This is a genomic window from Micromonospora palythoicola (genome assembly GCF_036689795.1).
GTDB lineage: Bacteria > Actinomycetota > Actinomycetes > Mycobacteriales > Micromonosporaceae > Micromonospora > Micromonospora palythoicola.
Map to the genome: position 1 here is coordinate 57,106 of NZ_JBAGKI010000010.1, position 21,929 is coordinate 79,034.

General features: G+C 72.3%; 13 protein-coding genes. 12 read left to right on the plus strand and 1 reads right to left on the minus strand.

Annotation, left to right across the window (positions count from 1 at the left end; translation table 11 throughout):
* Positions 1-103 precede the first annotated feature (103 nt).
* From V5O40_RS06895 to V5O40_RS06940, 10 genes are all read left to right on the plus strand, one after another.
* Positions 104-1,621 carry a pyridoxal phosphate-dependent decarboxylase family protein gene (locus V5O40_RS06895; RefSeq protein WP_332904686.1) on the plus strand — a complete coding sequence of 506 codons (1,518 nt, stop codon included), beginning with the start codon at positions 104-106 and terminating at the stop codon, positions 1,619-1,621.
* A gap of 36 nt (positions 1,622-1,657) precedes the next feature.
* On the plus strand, positions 1,658-2,881 hold the full coding sequence (locus V5O40_RS06900; RefSeq protein ID WP_332904687.1) for a stearoyl-CoA 9-desaturase: 1,224 nt from the start codon (positions 1,658-1,660) through the stop codon (positions 2,879-2,881).
* A 39-nt stretch (positions 2,882-2,920) separates the two neighbouring features.
* The gene (locus tag V5O40_RS06905; RefSeq protein ID WP_164446911.1) at positions 2,921-3,358 is read left to right on the plus strand and encodes a cobalamin-dependent protein; all 438 of its coding nucleotides are present in this window, start codon (positions 2,921-2,923) and stop codon (positions 3,356-3,358) included.
* Positions 3,351-4,802, plus strand: coding sequence for a methylaspartate mutase (locus V5O40_RS06910; RefSeq protein ID WP_332904688.1), 1,452 nt, complete (start codon positions 3,351-3,353; stop codon positions 4,800-4,802). The genes V5O40_RS06905 and V5O40_RS06910 overlap by 8 nt, the downstream gene beginning before the upstream one ends.
* Positions 4,802-5,917 carry a sulfotransferase family protein gene (locus tag V5O40_RS06915; protein WP_332904689.1) on the plus strand — a complete coding sequence of 372 codons (1,116 nt, stop codon included), beginning with the start codon at positions 4,802-4,804 and terminating at the stop codon, positions 5,915-5,917. Before V5O40_RS06910 ends, V5O40_RS06915 begins: the two co-directional genes overlap by 1 nt.
* 116 nt (positions 5,918-6,033) lie before the next feature.
* Positions 6,034-7,272: an ABC transporter substrate-binding protein gene (locus V5O40_RS06920; protein WP_332904731.1), complete on the plus strand. Its 1,239-nt coding sequence runs from the start codon at positions 6,034-6,036 to the stop codon at positions 7,270-7,272.
* Entirely contained in the window at positions 7,269-8,987 is a 1,719-nt protein-coding gene (locus V5O40_RS06925) for a thiamine pyrophosphate-dependent enzyme (protein WP_332904690.1), read from the plus strand. Before V5O40_RS06920 ends, V5O40_RS06925 begins: the two co-directional genes overlap by 4 nt.
* Positions 8,984-10,381 (plus strand): pyridoxal-phosphate dependent enzyme, encoded by a 1,398-nt coding sequence (locus tag V5O40_RS06930; protein ID WP_332904691.1) that lies wholly within the window; start codon positions 8,984-8,986, stop codon positions 10,379-10,381. Before V5O40_RS06925 ends, V5O40_RS06930 begins: the two co-directional genes overlap by 4 nt.
* Positions 10,378-11,565: a Glu/Leu/Phe/Val dehydrogenase dimerization domain-containing protein gene (locus V5O40_RS06935; RefSeq protein WP_332904692.1), complete on the plus strand. Its 1,188-nt coding sequence runs from the start codon at positions 10,378-10,380 to the stop codon at positions 11,563-11,565. Before V5O40_RS06930 ends, V5O40_RS06935 begins: the two co-directional genes overlap by 4 nt.
* A 15-nt stretch (positions 11,566-11,580) precedes the next feature.
* Positions 11,581-12,990: a class-II fumarase/aspartase family protein gene (locus V5O40_RS06940; RefSeq protein ID WP_332904693.1), complete on the plus strand. Its 1,410-nt coding sequence runs from the start codon at positions 11,581-11,583 to the stop codon at positions 12,988-12,990.
* Between the two features lie 92 nt (positions 12,991-13,082).
* On the opposite strand, the gene V5O40_RS06945 is transcribed toward V5O40_RS06940, so the two are convergent.
* The gene (locus V5O40_RS06945; RefSeq protein WP_332904694.1) at positions 13,083-13,823 is read right to left on the minus strand and encodes an SDR family NAD(P)-dependent oxidoreductase; all 741 of its coding nucleotides are present in this window, start codon (positions 13,821-13,823) and stop codon (positions 13,083-13,085) included.
* A 68-nt stretch (positions 13,824-13,891) separates the two neighbouring features.
* On the opposite strand from V5O40_RS06945, the gene V5O40_RS06950 reads away from it, so the two are divergent.
* Entirely contained in the window at positions 13,892-15,262 is a 1,371-nt protein-coding gene (locus V5O40_RS06950) for an aspartate aminotransferase family protein (RefSeq protein ID WP_332904695.1), read from the plus strand.
* A 50-nt stretch (positions 15,263-15,312) separates the two neighbouring features.
* On the plus strand, positions 15,313-21,912 hold the full coding sequence (locus tag V5O40_RS06955; protein ID WP_332904696.1) for an amino acid adenylation domain-containing protein: 6,600 nt from the start codon (positions 15,313-15,315) through the stop codon (positions 21,910-21,912).
* Positions 21,913-21,929: the final 17 nt, after the last annotated feature.

Below are 21,929 nucleotides of genomic sequence, written 5' to 3' on the forward strand. Positions count from 1 at the left end.
AATTGACGGCGGTTCCGGGCCGACTCCACGAAGGTGGATTCGGTTCGGTGTAGGGCCGTACCCGAATGCCCTTTCCCGCTGCTGAACCAGAAAGGGGAAAGCCGTGTCAGTGCCGAGCGTCGGCGACGCACCCACCTTCGTGGCGACCGCTGACCACGACAGCATGCGACAGCTCCGGACGTTGATCGACGACGTGTTGGGCGTCCTGGAGGACGTGGGCAAGGGACGGGCCAACCCGGTGGCGCCGGGCGGCCCGACGGCCGTCCGGGCGTACGCGGACGACGTGCTCGCCGAGCCGTTGCTGCCGGCGACCGGCGGCAACCCCGCCGAGGTGCTGCGCAAGCTCGTCGAGGCGTACGCCAACTGGTCGGTGGACGTCAGCCACCCCGCGACGGTGGCCCGGATGCAGTGCCCACCCACCGCGGTCGCCGTCGCCGCCGACCTGGTCGCCGGCGCGCTCAACCAGTCGATGCACGCGTGGGAGGCGGGCCCGTTCGCGCTGGAGCTGGAGCGTCGGCTGATCGAGGACCTGGCCACCCTGGTCGGCTACGGCGCCGACGCGGGTGGCACCCTGACCGCCGGCGGAAGCATCTCCAACGTGATGGCCATGCTGATCGCCCGCGACGAGGCGTACCGCCGTCGACTCGGCCGGTCCACCTTCGACAGCGGGTTGGCCGTCGGTGGCGTCCGTCCGGTGGTGCTGTGCACCGAGACGGTGCACTTCTCCGTCGACCGGGGCGCGAGCATCGCGGGCATCGGCGCGGACGGCATCATCCGGGTACCCGCCGACGAGCTGGGCCGGATGATCCCCGCCGAGGCCGACCGGATCCTGCGCGAGCTGCCGTCGGACTGCCTGCCGGTGATGCTCTTCGTCTGCGCCGGTTCCACCGACTTCGGCTGGGTGGATCCGCTGCCCGAGCTGGCGCGGGTGGCTCGCGAGCATGGTGTGTGGCTGCACGCCGACGCCGCGTACGGCGGTGGGGCGCTGTTCTCCGAGCGGCTGCGGCCGCTGTTCGACGGGCTCGCCGAGGCCGACTCGGTCACCCTCGACCTGCACAAGTTCGGCTGGGTACCGGCGTCGGCCGGGGTGTTCCTGACCCGGGACGCGGCCATGTTGGACCATCTCGCCGTCCAGCAGACCAGCCTCAACTCGCCGGACGACGTGGCCGAGGGCTTCGTCGGCCGCTACGGGCACTCCATCCAGGCCACCCGCCGCTGCGACGCGCTCAAGATTGCCGCCACCCTGCGGGCGTACGGCCGCGACGGCATCGGCGCCATGGTCGACGCCTGCCACGAGCTGTCCCGGTACGGCGCGGCGCGGGTCGCTCGGGAGGCGAAGCTCGAACTGGCCGCGGAGCCGGTGCTCAGCACCGTGCTGTTCCGTTACCTGCCCGGCGACGGGAGCGATCTCGACGCGTTCAACAGCAGCCTGCGGCGGCAGTTGATGCGGGACGGGCACGCCATGCTCGCCCGGGTCTTCCTGCCGCGCCCCGGCGGCGGCAAGGACGTGTGGCTCAAGCTCATGCTGCTCAACCCCGACACCACCGGTGAGCAGCTCGACCAGGTTATCGACGACGTGCTGGCCGCGGGTGCGGCGCTGGAGGCGGCGGGCCGGTCCTGACGCCCCTTCCGCAGAGATCCGTCAGGGAGCGCAACGATGGTGATGCAGCAACACGGTACGACGCTCGCCTACACACCGGCGGACGAGTCGGTGTCGATCCGTGACTCGATGAACGTCCTGCCCCGGGTACTGGCGATGCCGCTGACGTTCCTCACCGGCAAGCCACACACCGGTCAGCGGCCGGTACGGCTCACGCCCGGATTCCATCTCTGGGCGGCGACGGCCTCGATGATCGGTGGACTGGCGGTCAGCTGGGTCGCGCTGGCGACCGGCGGTTGGTGGCTGCTGCTTCTGCTGCTGGGCTGGTCGATGACGCTGCACGGGGCCCGGAACCTGCGGATGATGATGTACCACCAGGCGGCGCACCGGAACATGTGGGCCCGCCCCCGCCGGGACCGGGTGGTCGGTCGGCTGGTCGCCGCCGCGCTCATGGTGCAGGACTTCGACCGCTACAGCACCGAGCACGTCATCGACCACCACGCGGTGCATCACATGACCGTCCGCGACCCCACCGTCCAGGCGTTCCTGATCGGTCTGGAACTGCGGCCCGGGATGACCCGACGGCAGATGTGGCGGCACCTCGTCCGGCACAAGCTGCTGTCCCCGGCGTTTCACCTGAACTTCCTGCTGGGCCGGATCCAGTCCTACTTCGCCCCGGCCAGCCGGACGCTGCGGGTGGCGACCGTGGCGGGCTACGCCACCGTGGTCGCGGCGGCCGTCCTGCTCGACATGTGGGTCTTCCTGCTGGTCGCCTGGGTGCTGCCGATGACGGTCTTCTACCAGATCAGCAACACCCTGCGGCTGTGCGTCAAGCACACCTTCCCCGGCCCGGAGGTCACCCAGCGGCGCGGTCGGGATTACTTCGCCAGTCTCACCAACGCCATCCTGATCGGGGAGCGCGCGCCGGCCGACCGGTCGGGTGGGCCGCTGCGCCGCGCCGGCCGGTGGCTGCGCTGGTCGCTGCGGATGCTGGTGGTGCACCTGCCGGCACGGTACCTGGTGCTCACCGGCGACACGGTGGTGCACGACTTCCACCACCGGCACCCGATGAGCCGCGACTGGGCCAACTACATCTTCGCCCGGCACGCCGACATCGAGGCGGGACATCGCGGATGGCCGCCGTACCGCGAGGTGTGGGGCCTGGTCCCGGCGATCAACCTGGTCTTCGACTCGCTGGGCCGGGCCGATCCACAGGAGTACGACCGGGCCCGGATCGCTCAGGTCAGCGGGCGCAGCGTCTTCTCCGCCTTCGACGACTGACGGCCGGCACGCACTGCGCACATCGGGAGGTACGACGACATGTCCAGTCGCAAGACCCAACGAACCGTCATCATCGGGGTGGCCCGCAGCGACGCCCACGCGGTGGCCAACCATCTCATCGCGATGCGGCTGCGCGAAGCCGGCTTCTGCGTCGTCAACCTGGGCGTCTGCACGCCGTTGGAGGACTTCGCCGACGCGCTGGTCGCCCACCCGGACGCCGAGGCGGTGCTGATCGGCAGCCTCAACGGCCACGCGTACGAGGATCTGCGTGACCTGCCGGCGCTGCGGGCCGCCGGACGCCTGCACTGCCCACTGATCGTCGGCGGGAACCTCTCGGTGGGCAGTCACAAGGACGGCGACGAGCGGGAACGGCTGTTGAGTCTCGGCGTCGACCACATCCTCGACGAGGCCGACCAGATCCCGCTGCTGCTGGACCTGCTGCACGCCGCCCGGGCCACCCCGCTGACCGGTGTCTGACCTACCCGAGCTCGACGTCGAGCCACGAGTCGCGGCCATGCTGCCGCCCTGGACGGAGACCATGCAGTACATCCGCAAGTCGCCGAAGCGAGCACCGGTGGAGGTGCTGCGGGCCGCGGCCGCGCGCGGCCGGCCGGTGGTGCAGCCCCGCTGCGGCGTCGGCGGACACGACGAGATGCGGACCCTGCTGACGACTCTGGAACGGAGCGCCCGGCCCGGCATCCTGACCATCACCATCGACTCGTTCACCCGGCTCAAACAGTTCCGCACCGCGGCCCAGACGTTGCAGCGCGAGCCGGCGGACCTCAACGGCTACCCGCTGGTCACCCACGGCTGGCGGCGCGGCCGGGAACTCAACGAGTCGGTGGACGCCCCGATCGAGGTCCGGCACGGCTCACCCGACCCGCGTGAGCTGTTCGCGGTCTCGCTGGCCTCGGGGTTCACCTCGTTCGAGGGCGGCGGGATCGACTACAACCTGCCGTACTCCAAGGACGTGTCACTGACCCGGTCCCTGGCGGCGTGGGCGCAGGTCGACCGGCTCTGCGGGTTGCTCGCCGAGGAGGGGGTGATCGTCGACCGGGAACTGTTCGGCACCCTCACCGCCGTACTGGTGCCCCCGTCGGTGAGCCTGGCGGTCTGCGTCCTGGAGGCGCGCGCGGCGAGCCTGGCCGGGGTGCGCTGCCTGTCCATCGCGTATCCGCAGGGCGGCGAGGTGCACCAGGACATCGCCGCCCTACGCTCGATCCCGGTACTGGCCCGCCGGTACCTGCCGGAGAACGTGGAGATCTTCCCGGTCCTGCACGAGTTCATGGGCGTCTTCCCGGCCGACCCGGACGTCGCCGACGCCCTGATCCTGTACGGCGGGCTCACCGCCCGACTCGGCGGCGCCGCCAAAGTGATCAACAAGACGAACCAGGAGGCCCGCGGCATCCCCGACGCGCAGGCCAACGTGGCCGGCATCCGCACCGCCGCGCTGGCCTGCACCGACCTGCTCGATTTCGTACGGGTCGACGAGGCGACGGTCGAGGAGGAGACCTACTGGCTGCAACGCGAGGTCGCCGAGCTGGTCGAACCGGTGCTGGCCGCCCCGGACCTCGCGGCGGCGATCGTCGACGCCTTCGCCGACGGACGGCTCGACATCCCGTTCAGTGCCAGCGTGCACGCCCGATCGGAGGTGATCCCCAAGCGGGACGCCACCGGCGCAATCCGCTATCTCAACCCGGGCCGGCTGCCGTTCAGCCGGCCCACCCTGCGCCGCAACGAGCAGTGTCTGCGGGTGGACCGGGCCAGCCTCAGCCGCCGGCTGATCGACGAGATCCGCTCCGACATCAACTTCTTCCTGCACGCGGAGCGACGGTTCCAGGCGGACCGCGCGACGGTCGAGTGCCCCGGCCCGGCCACCGCCGGACCGGGCGCCGCCGCGAGTTCGGGAGGTGTCCGATGATGACCACCGTCCTGCTGGATCCGGACGAGGTGACCCGGGCCGCGCTCGGCGCGGGCGAGGCGGCCACCGCACAGCTGCGCTTCCAGCCCGCGCTGCACCGGCTGGTCCGGGCGATCAACGAGGAGGCGCAGCTCACGCCCGACGGGGCACGGGTGGCGCGGGACTCGTTGGTGAACGCGCTGCGCGTCCAGCAGCGGCTGGCCGCCCGACAGCGGTCGTCGACGGAGCCGCCGCCGGCCGTGACCGTGGTGACCGGACTGCACCGCACCGGCACCACCCTGCTGCAACTGCTGCTCGCCGCGCATCCGCGGGTGCGCGCGCCGCAGCTGTGGGAGCTGCTGGCACCGGCCGCGACGCAGCCGCCGGAGGAACTGGTGGCCGCGGCCGACCGATACGTGACGGAGTACCACCGCGCCGCCCCGGCCTTCGCCGCGATCCATCCGCTGCATCCGCGCAAGCCCGAGGAGTGCCACCGGCTGATCGCCAACAGTTTCCACTCCGAGATCTTCGGCCTGCGCTACCACGTGCCCGGATACCTCGACTGGCTGTCCCGTCAGGACCACACCGCGGCGTACGGGTTGCACCGGGAACAGCTCACCGCGATCGTCGGCTGCGGCGCGGGCCGGCACGTGGTGCTCAAATGCCCGTTCCACCTGTGGCACGCCGCGGATCTGGCCGGCACCTACCCGCAGGCCCGGGTCGTCCGGCTGCACCGGGATCCGGTGACCACGGTCGCCTCGGTGTGCAGTCTCACCCGGACGGTGCGGGCGGCGCGTTCCCGGCACGTCGACCCGTACGAGATCGGTGCCTTCTGGCTGGACCGCACCGCCGCCGCCCTGCCGGGCCTGCGCGACCCCGAGGCGTTCGCCGGTCTGCCGGTGCTCGACCTGCGCTACCGGGACCTGGTGGCCGACCCGGTGACGACCGTCGGCCGGGTCTGCGAGTTCGCCGGGTTGCCGTTCGACGCGTCGGCCCAGCACGCCGTGCGGTCGGCGATCCGCACCGCCGCGCACACCGCTCCGGGCCGCCACCAGTACCGACTGAGCGACTACGGGCTCGACGCGGACGGCCTGCGCCGTCGCTTCGCCGACTACCGGGCCGCCTACCGACTGTGACCTTGTCCCATCTGGCACGAGCCGACCGCAGAAGGAGAGATGCCGTGACCACCACGACGAACGCCGAGGTTCCCGCGCCGCGCAACCCGCAGCCGACCGCACCGGCGAGCACTCCGATGGAGCTGGCGTTGCAGGAGATCGAGGCGGTGAACTCGGTCGCCGGCGAGAACCCCATCAAGATCGGCATCCTGTCGCCGATGAGCCGCCCCGGTGACGCGATGGCTGGCGTACTGGTCTCACGAGGTGCCCGCCTGGGTGCCGAGTACCTGCGTGAGCACGGCGGCGTACTGGGTGGACGCAACGTCTCGTTCATCGCGTACAACGACATGGCGACCGCCGCGGAGGAGGGTTTCCCACGCTCCGCGGTCGCGGGCATGGCGAAGCTCGCCATGGTCGACGAGGTGCTCGCCGTGCTGGGCCAGTGGCACCTGCGTACCACCCCGTGGGTGGCGGAGATGTGCGAGAAGATCGGCGTGCCGATGTTCGTCGAGAACGGGCACAGCACGGTGACCCACGGGCGGCGCACGATCTTCCGCACCTACTTCTCGATCGCCGACCGGGTGCCGCTGATGATGGACTGCCTGGCCGACATCGGTGCCCGCCGCATCGGCATGATCGCGCCCGACACGGTGTTCGGCAAGACCATGGCCGACACCCTCCAGCAGTACGGTGAGTCGCGGCACGGCATGGAGTTCCTCCGGTTCGACTTCGAGCAGGAGGTCGCGCTCGACTGGCGGGAGCAGCTGCGGCAGATCAAGCAGTGGCAGCCGGACGCGTTCATCAACGGCGGCCTCAACGTCGTCGCCGGTGGCGGCCCGGTCGGCAACAGCTACCACATCCTCCAGCAGGCCATCGAGCTCGGTCTGCTGCCGGCGGTGCCGATGATGGTGACGTTCGGTTTCCCGATGCGCTCGCAGGACTACTGGCGGATGGCCGGCGCGGGCGGCAACGGGGTGATGTGGCCGGCCACGAAGTTCCGTCCCTCGTGGTCGGAGATGACCCCGATCGGACGCTGGTTCACCGACCGGTTCATGCAGCGTTACGGGTTCGCACCGCCGGACACCTGCCTGAGCGCCTTCACCGACGTGACCATCATCGGCCAGGCGTTGCAGGTGGCCGGCACGGACAGCCGCGAAGGACTGCTCGACGCCCTGGAGTCCACCGAGTTCGACACCTGGCGGGGCCCGCTGCGCTTCGAGCGGGGCGCCGAGCACTGGCACCACAACCCGCCGGAGCTGGTGGTCATGCAGTACCAGACGGTCGGGCAGACCTTCGACGAGGCGGCGATCATCTACCCGCCGGCCCTGGCCGACAGCAAGTTCCGGTCCTCCGCAGCCGACGCGGAACTGCCGTGACAACGGCCCCGCAGGCGGCGGGCCGGGCGTCGCCGGCACCGCGCACCGTCGCCGCCACCGTGGTGGACACGCTGCTCGCGCACGGCGTGGACCGGGTCTTCTGCGTCGCCGGGGAGAGCTACCTGGCGGTGCTGGACGAGTTGCACGCCGCGTCGACGGTCGACGTGGTCACCAGCCGGCACGAGGCCTCCGCCGGCTTCGCCGCGGTGGCCGACGCGAAGCTCACCGGACGAGCGGGGGTGTGCCTGGTCAGCCGGGGCCCGGGAGCCACCAACGCGAGCATCGCGGTGCACTCCGCCTGGTACGACGCCACACCGCTGGTCCTGGTGGTCGGCCAGGTGCCCCGCTGCGACCTCGGCACCGAGGCGTTCCAGGAGGTCGACTACGCCCGCGCCTTCAGCGGGCTGGCCAAGGAGGTGCTGGTGCTGCTGGAGCCGGCCCGCACCGGTGAGTTCGTCGCCCGCGCGTTCCGCACCGCCCAGTCGGGCACCCCGGGACCGGTCGTGCTGGTGCTGCCCGAGGACGTGCTGGACCTGCCGGACCCCGTCGGCGCGGCACCGACCCGCTGGCAGCCCGGCGCGCCCGCGGCCGCCCCGGCCGATCTCGACCGGGTACGGGAGCTGCTGCACGGTGCGGAACGTCCCCTGCTGCTGGCCGGCGGCACCCTCGGCGGCGAGGCCGGGCGGCTGGCGTTGGCCGCCGCCGCCCACCGGCACCACCTGCCCGTGCTGACCAGCAACAAGCGGCAGGACCTGTTCGACAACCGGGACCCGTGCTACGCCGGTCACCTGCACAACAACACCCAGGAACGGCAGCGGACCCTGCTCGACCGCGCCGACCTGGTGCTGGCGGTCGGCACCCGACTCGACGACGTGACCACACTGTCGCGGCGGCTGCCGAGGCCCGGCAACCCGGCACAGGCACTGGTGCACGTCTACCCCGACCCGCAGCGGCTCGGCCGCACCCATCCGCCGACGGTCGGGCTGGCCGCCGACCCGGTGCAGTTCCTGCGGCAACTGGCCGACCTCGCACCGGCCGGGGTGGACGCGGGACGGGTCGGCTGGGTCGACGAGCTGCACCAGCTGGAGGTGGCCAAGGCCCGGTGGTCGCCGCACCCCAGCGACGACGGCCTGGCCTTCGGTGCGCTCGTCGCCGGGTTGGACGAGCTGACCGGCGGCGACGTGGTGGTGACCCTCGACTCCGGCACCTTCACCAGCTGGCTCTACCGCTACCTGCGGTTGACCGGCGACGCGCGGATGCTCGGCGTCGGTTCCAGCGCCATGGGTTTCGGGGTGCCGGGTGGGGTGGCCGCCGCGCTGCGTACCGGCCGGCCGACGGTGGTGATCGTGGGCGACGGCGGATTCCTGATGACCGGCTCCGAACTGGCCACCGCGGTGAGCCGCCGCCTGCCGTTGATCGTGGTGATCGCCAACAACGGCAGCTACGGCACCATCCGGGCGCACCAGGAGCGGGTGTATCCCGGCCGGGTCATCGCCACCGACCTCGACAACCCCGACTTCGTCGCGCTCGCCCGCGCGTACGGCGCGTTGGGGCTCGCGGTCACCACGGAACAGGACGTGGAGCCGTGCCTGGCCCGGGCGCTGGCCCACGGTGGGCCGGTGGTGGTCGACGTCCGCACCAGCCTGTCCTGGATCTCGGCGTACCGCCGGATGAGCGTGCGCGGCCCGGTGAGCATGGAGGTGGGTGTCGCGTGAACCTGCACGAATCCCTTACCGAGCTGATCGGTGACACCCCGCTGGTGCGCCTGCGCAGCGTGGTGCCGCCCGGCTCGGCCCCGCTCTACGCCAAGGTGGAGTACCTGAACCCGGGCGGCTCGGTGAAGGACCGCATCGCCCTGCGGATGGTGGAGACGGCCGAGGCCGACGGCCTGCTGCGGCCCGGCGGGACCATCGTCGAGCCCACCTCCGGCAACACCGGGGTCGGGCTGGCCATCGTGGCCCAGCAGAAGGGCTACCACTGCGTCTTCACCTGCCCCGACAAGGTGTCCCGGGACAAGATCGACGTGCTGCGGGCGTACGGGGCGGAGGTGGTGGTGTGTCCCGCCGCCGTGCGGCCCGAGCACCCGGACTCGTACCGCAGCGTGGCCTCCCGGATAGCCACCGAGCGGCCCGGCGCGGTCCAACTCAACCAGTACGCCAACCGCAGCAACCCGGATTCGCACTACCACACCACCGGACCGGAGCTGTGGCGGCAGACCGAGGGCCGACTGACGCACTTCGTCGCCGGAATCGGCACCGGCGGCACGATCTCCGGTGCCGGGCGCTACCTGCGGGAGGTCTCCGGCGGGACGGTGCGGATCATCGGCGTCGACCCGGACGGCTCGATCTACTCCGGTGGCACCGGGCGGCCGTACCTGGTGGAAGGGGTGGGCCAGCCGAGCCGCCCGGACTCCTACGACCCGTCGGTGGTCGACGAGGTCATCGCGGTCACCGACCAGGAGTCGATCCTGATGACCCGCCGGTTGGCCCGCGAGGACGCCCTGCTCACCGGCGGCTCCGGTGGGATGGCCGCCGCCGCGGCGGTGCGGGTCGCCGCCGCGGCCGGACCGGAGGCCCTCGTCGTCGTGCTGCTGCCGGACTCCGGCCGTGGCTACCTGTCCAAGATCTTCAACGACGACTGGCTCGCCGGCCTGGGCCTGTACGACCCACCCACCGACCAGCCGAGGGTGCGCGACGCCGCGACCGGTGGACATCCGCCGCTGATCCGGCCGGACGAGACCCTGGCCAACGCGGCGAAGCTGCTGCGCGACGCCGACACCACGCATTTGCTGGTCAGTGCGGCGGCGCCGCCGCTGCGGCTGGCGGAGATCCTGGGGTGCGTCACCGAGGCGACGCTCGCCGGTGCGTACGCCGCCGGCGCCGGCGCCGACGACCTGGTCGGCGATCACCTGAGTCCGCCGCCGCCGCAGGTCGGCGCCGGCACGCCGTTGCCGGACGTGGTTCCGATGCTGTCCGAGCCGTCGACCGCCGTGCTGGTGGTCGACGGAGGACTCCCGCGTTGCCTGCTGACCGCCCGCTGCCTGGTCGCGTACCTGGGCGAGGGTGGGGGCGTGCGCGGGTCCGCACCATCATCGCGGGGGAAGCCGTGAACGCTGTCATCGAGTACGTGGACCCGATCGAGGGGTTCCGGGGCTGGCTGGTCTACGACGGGTTGGACTGCCGGCTGGCCGCCGGTGGTTGCCGGGTGAAACCCGGGCTGACCGCGGCGGAGCTGGGCGAACTGGCCTCCCGGATGACCCTCAAGGAGCGGCTGCTGGGCATCAACGTCGACGGCGCGAAATGCGGCATCGACTACGACCCGAGGGCACCGGGCAAGGCGGCGGCGCTGCGTCGCTTCCTCCGCTTCCTGCGCGGGCAGCTGATGACCCGGTTCAGCATGGGCTGCGACATGGGCACCCAGTGGGACGAGTTGGAACAGCTCGCCCTGCTGGAGGGCATCCCGTCGATCAAGTACGCCGTCCGGGGCGCCCAGGAGTTCAGTGAGGCGGAGTTCGTCGCCCGGATGGGCCTGCTCGACCAGCACGTCGGCGCGCTGACCCTGGCCCAGCGCCGCGCCGGGCACGCCCTGGCCCAGGCGGCGGTGATGGCCGCCCGGGCCAGTGCCCTGCCGGGTCCGCTCTCCTGCACGCTGCAGGGGTTCGGCAACCTGGGACGCGCGGCGGCGTACACCCTGGCGCAGGAGGGCGTACGGATCACCGGGATCGCCGACGAGTACGGCTGCGTCGCCGACCCGCGCGGCCTGGACGTCGCCGCGATGCTGGCCGAGCCGGCCGGCACGCCGGTGTCGCAACTGGCCCGGCACGCCCGACGGATGCCCGCTGCCGCGCTGCTCGACCTCCCCACCGACCTGGTCCTGCTCGCCGCCGGCGCCGACGGGTTGCCGGCGGAGCGGGCCGACCGGCTGCCGGCACCGGTGGTGGTGGTCGGTGCCAACTGCGGGCTCAGCCCGCAGGCGGAGCACGCGCTGCACCGGGCGGGGGTACTCGTGGTGCCCGACTTCGTCGGCGGCATCGGCGGATCGGCCTCGATGGAGGCGCTGTTCGGGCCCACCCGCTGTCCGAGCCCGCGCGGGGTGCTCGACGGCGTGACGGAGCTGATGGGTCAGCTCGTCGACCACCTGACCGACGAGGCCCGCCGCCGGGGCCTCCCGCTGCGCCAGGTCGCGTACGACACGGCCGCCGCCGCCCACGTGACCCCCGATCAGCCGCCGTACGGCACCAGCCCCTTCCTCACCCGACCACTGACCGCGACCAGCCGATCCGTTCGTCGCTGAACCACGGAGGCACCGATGTCCGTCACCCACGCCCATTCGGTCGAGACCTGCCGCCACGAGCGGGGCCACATCACCGACTCCCGCTTCTACGGCAACCGCTACGCGACCGCCGCCAGCCGGCGGATCTACTGCGACGTCTGTCGCAAGCAGCGCTGGCTCGACATCGAGGCGGCGCTGGCCCAGGCGCAGGGTGAGCTGGGCATGATTCCCGCCACGGCGGTCGAGGGCATCGTGTCGGCGGCCCGGCTGGACCGCATCGACCTGGACGCGGTGCAGCAGGAGATCGAACGCTCCGGGCACTCGCTCGTCGGCCTGCTGCGGGTGTTCCAGGCGGCCTGCCCGGACGGCACCGGGGAGTTCATCCACTTCGGCGCCACCACCCAGGACATCCAGGACACCGGGCAGTCGCTGGAGATCCGCGACACCCTCGACGAGATCGACCGGGAGCTGACGGAGATTCTCGGCTGCCTGGTGGAGCTGGCCGAGGAACACGCCGACACGGTGGCGGTGGGACGCACCCACGCCCGCGCGGCGCTGCCGATGAGTTTCGGCCTCAAGGCGGCCAGCTGGATCGACGAGATCCTGCGGCACACCGAGCGGCTGGCGACCGTCCGGTCCCGGGTGGTGGTGGCCCAGCTGTTCGGCGGTGCCGGGACGATGGCCGGCTTCGGCACCGAGGGCATCGGGTTGCTGGAGCGGTTCGCCGCGCGGCTGGGTCTGGGCGTACCGACGATCGGCTGGCACGTGGCCCGCGACCGGGTGGTGGAGTTCGTCACCACCCTGGCCATGGTGGCCGGCACCCTGGGCCGGGTGGCCGACGAGATCCGCACCATCGGCCGGCCCGAGTTCGGCGAGGTCACCGAGCCGTGGCGGTACGGCAAGGTCGGGTCGAGCACCATGCCGCACAAGCGCAACCCGGAGCGGTGCGAGCAGGTGGTGGTGATGGCGAAGCTGGCCGCCGCCCAGGCGGGCATCGCGTACAGCGGGATGATCGGTGACCACGAGCGGGACTCGCGGGCGCTGCGGGTGGAGTGGGCGTGCGTGCCGGACGTGTCCCACTACACCCTGGCCGCCTGCGAGATCACCCGGGAGCTGGTCAGCGGCCTCACCGTCAACGTCGACCGGCTGCGGGAGAACACCCGGGTCGTCGCCGACCAGCTCGCCTCCGAGCGGCTGATGCTCGCCCTCGGCGCGCACGTGGGCAAACAGACCGCCCACGAGCGTGTCTACGAGCTGAGCCAGCAGGCCCACGACGCGGGTGGCTCGCTGCGGGAGTCCCTGGACGGCTGCGCCGAGCTACGCCGCCTGCTGCCCGACCACGAGGTCGAGGTGATCTTCGATCCGGCCCGCTATCTCGGTGCGTCGACCGACCTGACCCATCGTGCCGTGGCGGAGGCGCGCAAGTGGCTGGCAGGCCGCGGGTGACCGGTGCGCGACGACGGGACCGGCCGACGCGCCGGCGAGCCGGCGGCGGACCCCGGCGGGGGCCCGTCCGGCGGCCGCCGGCCGGTTCCGGTTCAGCCGCGGCCCATCAGCGCGCCGCCGTTGATCTGGATGATCTGGCCGGTGACGAAGCCCGCCGTGGCGCCGGCGAGGTAGCCGACCAGCCCGGCGACGTCGGCCACCGTGCCGCCGCGGCCGACCGGCGCCTGCGCCGAACGCTGCCGGTGGAACTCCGGCGTCATCCGGTCCCGGTAGAACTCGGTGCCGCCCACGTAGCCGGGCGCGACGACGTTCACCGTGATGCCCGCACCGGCCAGCCGCCCGGCCAACTCCGTGGACCAGGGGTGCAGCGCCGCCTTGGCGGCCCCGTAGGAGGCGTTGCCACGGAAGGCCGCGATGGAGGTCACCGTGACGATCCGCCCACCCGGGCGTCGCAGCGCGGGCAGCAGCGCCTGGGTCAGCAGCACCACCGGCAACACGTTGCCACCGAGGTTGCGCAGGTACTGCTCGCGCAGGGTGGACAGATCCTCGGCGGGCTGCGGCGCGAAGTTGCCCCCGGCGTTGTTGACCAGCACGTCGACCGTACGGTCCCCGGCGGTGATCTCGTCGGCGGCGCGGCGTACCTCGTCGGGTTCGCACAGGTCGGCGACCACCGCCCGGACCCGGCGGTGCTCGCCGGACAACTCCTCGGCGGTGCGTCGCAGCACCTCCGCGCGCCGGCCGAGCAGCACCACCTCGTGCTCCGCGGCCAGCTCCTCGGCGATCGCCCGCCCGATCCCGGTGCCACCTCCGGAAACCACGGCCAGCTTCGGCACGCCCATCACCCCTCTCGGTCATCGATGCCCGGCAGTATCCACCACTTCAGTCCGACGGGAGCAGCCGCGTGAGCGCGCACGACCACCACAGCGATCCGCTGCCCGACACGGCGCAGGGCATCCTGGCCGAGGACCGGGCCCACCTGTTCTACTCCTGGTCCGCGCAGCGACAACTGTCGCCGATGCCGGTGGCGCGGGCGCTCGGCTCGTACTTCTGGGACTACGACGGCAACCGCTACCTCGACTTCGCGTCCCAGTTCGTGCATGTCAACATCGGTCACCAGCACCCGAAGGTGGTGGCGGCGATCCAGCGCCAGGCCGAACGGCTGTGCACGGTCAGCCCGGCGTTCGGCAACGACCAGCGGGCACGGGCGGCCCGGCTGATCGCCGAACGGGCACCGGGCGACCTCGACCGGGTGCTGTTCACCAACGGCGGCACCGACGCGGTGGAACACGCCGTGCGGATGGCCCGCCTGGTCACCGGGCGGCCGAAGGTGCTTGCCGCGTACCGCTCCTACCACGGCGGGTCCCACCTGACGCTGCACCTGACCGGCGACCCTCGCCGCTGGCCGATCGACACCGGCGCGGCCGGCGTGGTCCACTTCTTCGGCCCCTACCTGTACCGCAGCGCGTTCCACGCCCGCACCGAGCCGGAGGAGGCCCAGCGGGCGCTGGCCCACCTCGAGCAGGTGATCGCGCTGGAGGGGCCGGGCACCGTCGCCGCCGTGATCCTGGAACCGGTGGTCGGCACCAACGGGGTGCTGGTGCCGCCGGAGGGCTACCTGGCCGGCGTACGCGAGCTGTGTGACCGGCACGGCATCCTGCTGATCGCCGACGAGGTGATGGCCGGCTTCGGCCGGACCGGACGCTGGTTCGCGGTGCAGAACTGGGACGTCGTACCCGACCTCATCACCTTCGCCAAGGGGGTGAACTCCGGCTACGTCCCGCTCGGCGGGGTGCTGATGGGTCCGCGCGTCTTCGACGCCTTCGCCGACCGGCCCTACCCCGGCGGCCTGACCTACTCCGGTCACCCGCTGGCCTGCGCCGCCGCGGTGGCTGCCATCACCGCGATGAGCGAGGAAGGGATCGTCGAGAACGCCGCCCACCTCGGTGCCGAGGTACTCGGCCCCGGCCTGCGGGAGCTGTCCGAACGCCACCCGGTCATCGGCGAGGTACGCGGGCTGGGCGTGTTCTGGGCGGTGGAGCTGGTGCGGGACCGGGACACCCGCGAGATGCTGCCGCCGCTGGGGGCGCCCGGCGGCCCGCCCGGTCCGATGGACGAGCTGGCCGCGGCCTGCCGCAAGCGCGGGCTCTGGCCGTTCCTGCACACCAACCGGATCCACGTCGTGCCGCCGTGCACCGCGACCGAGCGCGAGATCCGCGAGGGCCTGGACATCCTCGACGAGGCGTTGTCCGTCATAGGCAGCCACTACCGATGACCTCCGAACCGATCCGACAGTCGTCACCGCAGTCCGTGCCGAGGAGCGAGATGAACCAGCACGCCCAACGCCTCTCCACTCTGACCGCCGAGCAGCGCGCCCTGTTGCTGAAGCAGGTCGGTGCGCAGTTGACCGAACGCCAACGTCCGTCCACCCGGATCCCCCGCCGGGTCGGGGACGCGGACCGGGCGCCCGTGTCCTACCTGCAGGAACAGCTGTGGTTCCTCGACCAGTTGGTGCCGGGACAGTCCACGTACAACGTGCCGTCGGTGTTCCGGTTGCAGGGACCGCTGGACCTGACGGCCCTGCGCCGGGCGCTGGCCGACATCGTCGACCGGCACGAGGCGCTCCGGACCACCATCCGGGCCGAGAACGGCGAACCGTACCAGCACATCGCCAAGCCGGGGGACCAGCCGCACCACCTGGTCGTGGACGACCTCAGCGACGTCGCGGACCCGGCGGTGCGGCTGGCGGAGGCGCAGCGGCGGGTGCAGGAGGAGATCCGGCGACCGTTCGACCTGGCGGAGGGGCCGCTGTTCCGCTCGCTGCTGGTCCGCCTCGACGACGCCGACCACCTGCTCGCCGTCACCATGCACCACATCGCCTCCGACGGCTGGTCGCAGGCGGTGCTCACCAACGAGCTGTCCGAGCTGTACGCGGCCCACCACACCGGCCGCCCGCCGGCGCTGGCACCGCTGCCCGTGCAGTACGGCGACTACGCGGCCTGGCAGCGCAACCAGCTCAGCGACGAGGTCTTCACCGACCAGCTCGACCACTGGCAGCAGCGGCTGAGCGGGCTGCCCACCCTGGAACTGCCCACCGACCGACCGCGACCGGCCACGATGTCGTACCGCAGCGCCGCGGTGTCCCGCACCCTCGACGGTGATCTGCTGCACCGGCTGCGTCAGCTCTCCGCCCGCAACAACGCCACCCTGTTCATGACGCTGATGACGGCGTACCAGGCGGTGCTGGCCCGCTACAGCGGACAGGACGAGATCGTCGTCGGCACCACCACCACCGGCCGGGAGCCGGCGGAGCTGGAGCCCCTCATCGGCTACTTCGTCAACATGGTGGTGCTGCGGACCGAGGTCGCCGACGACCCGACCTTCGGCGAACTGCTGACCCGGGTCCGCGGCGTGGTGCTGGAGGCGTGGAAGCACCAGCAGGTGCCGTTCGAGAAGGTCGTCGAGCGGATCCAGCCGGTCCGTGACCCCTCGCGGAACCCGCTGTTCCAGGTGGGCCTGCAACTGCTGGGCAGCGCCACCCAGAGCACCGAGCCGAACCTGCCCGGGCTCACCGTCACCTCGCTGGACGCCAACCCGGGCGGGCACCCGTTCGATCTGTCGATCACCTGCACCGAGAGCCCCGACCAGCTGCGGCTGGTCGCCGACTACTCGGTCGACCTGTTCGACGAGCCGCGGATGGCGCGGTTGCTGCGGCACCTGGAACGGGTTCTGCGGACCGCTGTCGACGCCCCCGACACCCCGCTGTCGGCGCTGCCGCTGCTCGACGAGGAGGAGCGGACGCTGCTGCTGGACACCTGGCAGGGACCGCGGGGGGAGCGCGCCCGCGAACCGGTGCACGTGCAGATCGCGCGGCTGGCCGCCGAACGACCCGACCTGGTGGCGGCCACCCTGCACGGTACCGAGCTGACCTACGGCGAGCTGGATCGCCGTGCCGGGGTGCTGGCGCACCGGTTCCGGGCGCTCGGCGTGGGCCGGGACGACATCGTGGCGTTGCTGCTGGAACGGGGCTTCGACCTGATCGTCGGCATGGTCGCCGCGCAGCAGGCCGGCGGCGCGTTCGTGGTGATGGACCCGGGCCACCCGGTACGCCGCATCGAGTTCATCCTGGAAGACACTGCGGCCAAGGCGGTGGTCACCCGCAGCGCGCTGGCCGACCGGCTGCCCGAGGGCACCGCCGCCACGCCGGTGCTGGTCGACACGGAGTGGGACGAGTTGTCGGCGGCGGCCGCCGGTGCGGCGCCGCTCGACGAGCTGGCCGACGAGAACTCGCTGGCCTACGTGCTCTACACCTCGGGGTCGACCGGCAAACCCAAGGGCGTGATGATCGAGCATCACGCACTGAACACGTTCCTGCTCTGGCTCGGCAACATCTTCGACTTCGGCCCCGGCGACCGGTTGCTGCAACACATGGCGCCCATCTTCGACTTCGCCGAGGGCGAGATCTTCACCGCGCTGACCCGTGGCGTGACGATGGTCTTCGTACCGGAGGAACACCGCACCGACCCGGACGTGATCGGGCAGCTGCTGGTCTCGGAGAGGATCACCTACATCGGTGGGCCGCCGGCCATCCTGGGCCGCATCCCGCCGGGCAGCTACCCCGACCTCAAGTACATGATCGCCGGCGGTGAGGCGGTCACGGGTGATCTCATCAACCGCTGGAACACCCCGGGCCGCCGGTTCATCAACGGGTACGGACCGACCGAGGCCGCCGTCGGCTGCATCTTCTACGAGTGCGAGCACCGCACCTGGATCGGCCAACCGCCGATCGGGCGGGCCATGCCCAACCGGGTGGCCTACGTGCTGGACCGCTGGAACAACCTGCAACCGGTGGGGGTGCCCGGTGAGGTGGTCACCGGCGGTGAGGGCCTCGCCCGGGGCTACCTCAACCGGCCGGAGCTGACCGCCGAGAAGTTCATCGACAACCCGTACCGGCCGGGGGAGCGGATGTACCGCACCGGCGACCTGGGCGTGTGGACCGAGGACGGGCAGATCCAGTTCCTCGGCCGCATCGACACCCAGGTCAAGCTCAACGGGCTGCGCATCGAGCTGGAGGAGATCGAGTCGACGCTCACCGCGCATCCCGGCGTCGCCGAGGCGGCGGTGGCGCTGCGCGAGGACAGCCCCGGCAGCAAGCGGCTGGTCGGCTACGTGGTCCCGGCCGGCGCGGCGGCACCACCGACCGAGGAACTGCGCGAACACCTGCTCGCCGACCTGCCGCCGTACATGGTGCCGCACGTCTTCGTGGCCCTGGACGTACTGCCCCTGACCAGCGTCGGCAAGGTGGACCGCAACCGGCTCCCGGTTCCCGAGGAGACCGGGTCGGCCGAGGTGGAGCTGGTCGCGCCCCGCACCCCCGAGGAGGAGCGGGTCGCCGAGATCTTCGCCGCGGTGCTCGGTGTCGAGCGGGTCGGTGCCGACGCGAACTTCTTCGAGCTGGGCGGCAACTCGCTGATGGCGGCCCGGGTGCTGTCCCGGATCGCCGAACTCGGCGGGGCCAGCGCGACCATGCGGGACTTCTACACCAAACCGCGGGTCAGCGAGATCGCGCAGTTGCTCGCCGGCACGCCGTCGGGCACCGACACCGCGACCCCGACCGACGCGGCACCGGTGGCCGACCAGACCCGGGCCCGGTTGGAGCAGGAGATCGCCGACCTGGAACAGCGGCTCCGGGCCGCCCGGGCGGCCCTCGCCGGACAGGACGGTCCGGCGTCCGGCGGGCACGAGGGACAGCGGCTGCCGCTGTCACCGACCCAGGAGCAGCTCTGGTTCCTCGAACAGCTCGCACCCGGCCAGCCCACGTACCACATCCCGGTGCCGGTACGGCTCACCGGACCGCTCGACGTCGAGCTGCTCGGTCGGGCGCTGACCGCCGTGGTGGCCCGCCACGAGGCGCTGCGCACCACCTTCGGCACCGACGACGACACCCCGTACCAACTGGTGTCACCCGTCGGTGAGGTGCCGCTGCCGGTGCACGAGCTGGACGCGACGGCAGCCGACGACCGGGAGCAGGCACTGCGCGTGGAACTGGAGCGCGACGCCACCGAACCGTTCGACCTGGCTCGCGACCTGATGCTGCGGGCCCGGCTGATCCGCCTCGACGGCCAGGAGCACGTGCTCAGCATGGTGTTGCACCACATCTGCGCCGACGGCTGGTCGGCCGGGCTGCTGGTACGTGATCTCGCCGAGCTGTACGACGCGCTGCGTCACGACCGGCAGCCGCAGCTGCCCGCCCTGCGGTTGCAGTACGCCGACCACGCGCTGGCGCAGCGCCGGCAACTCGACGCCGGTGAGCTGGAGTCGCAGCTGGCGTACTGGGCGGGGCAGTTGGCGGACGCGCCCATCCTGGACCTGCCCACCGATCGGCCCCGCCCGGCCACGGCCAGCAACCGTGGCGCCCTGCTGGTGCGTCGGATGCCCGTCGACGTGCTGGAGGGCCTGCGCCGGGTGGCCCAACAGGAGCAGGCCAGCACGTACGCGGTGCTGCTCGCCGGCTTCAAGACGGTGCTGATGCGCTACACCGGCGTCGACGACGTGGTGGTCGGCACCGCCGGTGCCGGTCGCGGTCGTCCGGAGCTGGAGGACCTGGTCGGCTTCTTCGTCAACATGCTGGCCCTGCGTACCGACCTCTCCGGCGACCCGAGCTTCGGCGAGGCGGTCCGCCGCACCATGGGCACCCTGCTGGCGGCCTGGGACCACCAGGACGCGCCGTTCGAGCGGGTCGTCGGGCGGCTGGGTCGACGTCGCGACGCCAGCCGCAACCCGGTCTTCCAGGTCTCCATCGACCTGCTCAGCGGCGACCTGGTGGACTTCCGGTTCCCCGGGCTGGCCGCCGAGTTCCTCGACGTCGATCCCGGTGTCTCCCGCTTCGACATGGCGATCAACGCGTACGAGGAGACCGACGGCATCACCTTCCGGATCGAGTACGCCACCGATCTGTTCGACAGCGCCCGGATCGAGGCGATGTTCGGCCACCTGGAGCGGCTCCTGCGGGCCGCCGTGGCGGCACCGCAGACGCCGCTGTCGGCCCTGCCACTGCTCGACGACACCGAGCGGGCCGAACTGCTGGCGCTGGCTCAGGGGGAGCGACGACCCCACCGGCCCGCGACCCTGCCGGAGCTGTTCGCGGCGAGCGTGGCCCGCACCCCGCAGGCCACCGCGGTCATCGCCGCCGAGGGCACGCTGAGCTACGCCGAACTCGACGAGCGCAGTCGTCGGCTCGCCGCGCGGCTGCGTGCCGCCGGGGTGGGCACCGGGGACGTCGTGCCGGTGCTGCTGGAGCGCAGCCTCGCGGAGGTGGTGAGCGTGCTGGCCGTGCTGCGGGCCGGTGCCGCGTACGCGCCGATGGACCCGGCCGCGCCGCCGAGCCGGCTGGCCTTCCAGGTGCGCGACACCGGCGCCCGGGTGGTGGTGGGCGACCCGGCGCGGCTCGGCAGCGTGGCCGGGGTGACCGTCGTGGACCCGGCGGCGGAGCTGCCGGACGCGGCCGACGAGCCGTGGCTGTCCGAGCTGACCCCCGAGTCGCTGGCGTACGTGCTGTACACCTCCGGTTCCACCGGCGAGCCGAAGGGTGTGCTCATCGAGCACGGCATGGTCGCCGGCTACCTGGACTGGATGGTGCCGGACTTCGGCATCGAGCCACGGTCCCGGATGATGCACTGCTGCGCGCCGGTGTTCGACCTGGCCGTCGGTGAACTGTTCGGTGCCCTCACCGCCGGTGCGGCCGTGGTGGTGGCCGGTCACGACGACGTGCACCGTCCGGGCGCGTTGACCGGGCTGGCCCGCGAGACCGGCGCGACGCACATCTTCACCACTCCCACGGTGCTGGGTCTGCTCGATCCGGCCGAACTGCCGCAACTGCGGTCGGTGATGATGGCCGGCGAGCCGGCGCCGCCGTCGCTGGTGGCCGCCTGGCACGTCGACGGCCGGCGGGTGCTCAACCTGTACGGCCCGGCCGAGGCCACGGTGGGCTGCACCTGGTACGAGTGCCCGGCCGGCAGCGCACCCGCGGCGACGGTGCCGATCGGTCGTCCGATGCCGAACCGGCGGGTGTACGTCGTCGACGACAGCGGCGACCTGGCACCGGTCGGTGTGCCCGGTGAGCTGGTCGTCGCCGGCAACGGGGTGGCGCGTGGCTATCTCGACCGCCCCGAGCTGACCGCCTCGGCGTTCGGTGCCGACGAGCGGGCCGGGGAGGGGCGGGCGTACCGCAGCGGTGACCTGGCCCGGTGGAACCGGGACGGCCAGTTGGAGTTCCTCGGCCGCCGCGACGGGCAGGTCAAGCTGCGTGGCCTGCGGGTCGAGCTGGGCGAGGTCGAGCATGCCCTGCGCACGGCGGCCGGCGTGTCCGGGGCCGCCGCGGCGGTGCACGGCACGGGCGCCGAGGCGGTCCTGGTCGGGTACGTGGTCGGCGAGTTGTCGGACGACGACGCGGAGGCCCTGCGGTCGACGCTCGCCGGGAAGCTGCCCGGGTACATGGTGCCCAACGTGGTGCTGCGCCTGCCGCAGCTGCCGCTGACCCGCACCGGCAAGGTGGACCGCAAGCGGCTGCCCGCTCCCGACGCCGGTGCCGGCCAGGCCGCGTACGTGCCGCCGGGCACCGACGACGAGCGGCTCATCGCCGGGGTCTTCGCCGACCTGCTCGGTCTGCAACGGGCCGGCCGCGAGGACGAGTTCTTCCTCAGCGGTGGCAATTCGCTGCAGGCGATCCGGGCGGTGGGCCGGCTCAACGACGCACTCGGTGTGCCGCTGACCGTGCGGGACTTCTACGCGGCACCGACCGTCGCGGCCCTGGCCGAGCTGGCCGGACGCCGACGGGCCGCCGAGCAGGCGGCGCAGTGGGAGCTGCTCGACGAGATCGAGCAGCTCAGCGACGACGAGGTGGAACGGCTGCTGGCGGCGGACTGATCGCCGGTCGCGTCCGC

What these genes read in the sequence shown, in the direction of transcription:
- V5O40_RS06920 (WP_332904731.1), top strand. Translation starts at nt 6,034, where the DNA reads ATGGAGCTGGCGTTGCAGGAGATCGAGGCGGTGAACTCGGTCGCCGGC.
- V5O40_RS06915 (WP_332904689.1), top strand. Translation starts at nt 4,802, where the DNA reads ATGACCACCGTCCTGCTGGATCCGGACGAGGTGACCCGGGCCGCGCTC.
- V5O40_RS06940 (WP_332904693.1), top strand. Translation starts at nt 11,581, where the DNA reads ATGTCCGTCACCCACGCCCATTCGGTCGAGACCTGCCGCCACGAGCGG.
- V5O40_RS06905 (WP_164446911.1), top strand. Translation starts at nt 2,921, where the DNA reads ATGTCCAGTCGCAAGACCCAACGAACCGTCATCATCGGGGTGGCCCGC.
- V5O40_RS06900 (WP_332904687.1), top strand. Translation starts at nt 1,658, where the DNA reads ATGGTGATGCAGCAACACGGTACGACGCTCGCCTACACACCGGCGGAC.
- V5O40_RS06955 (WP_332904696.1), top strand. Translation starts at nt 15,313, where the DNA reads ATGAACCAGCACGCCCAACGCCTCTCCACTCTGACCGCCGAGCAGCGC.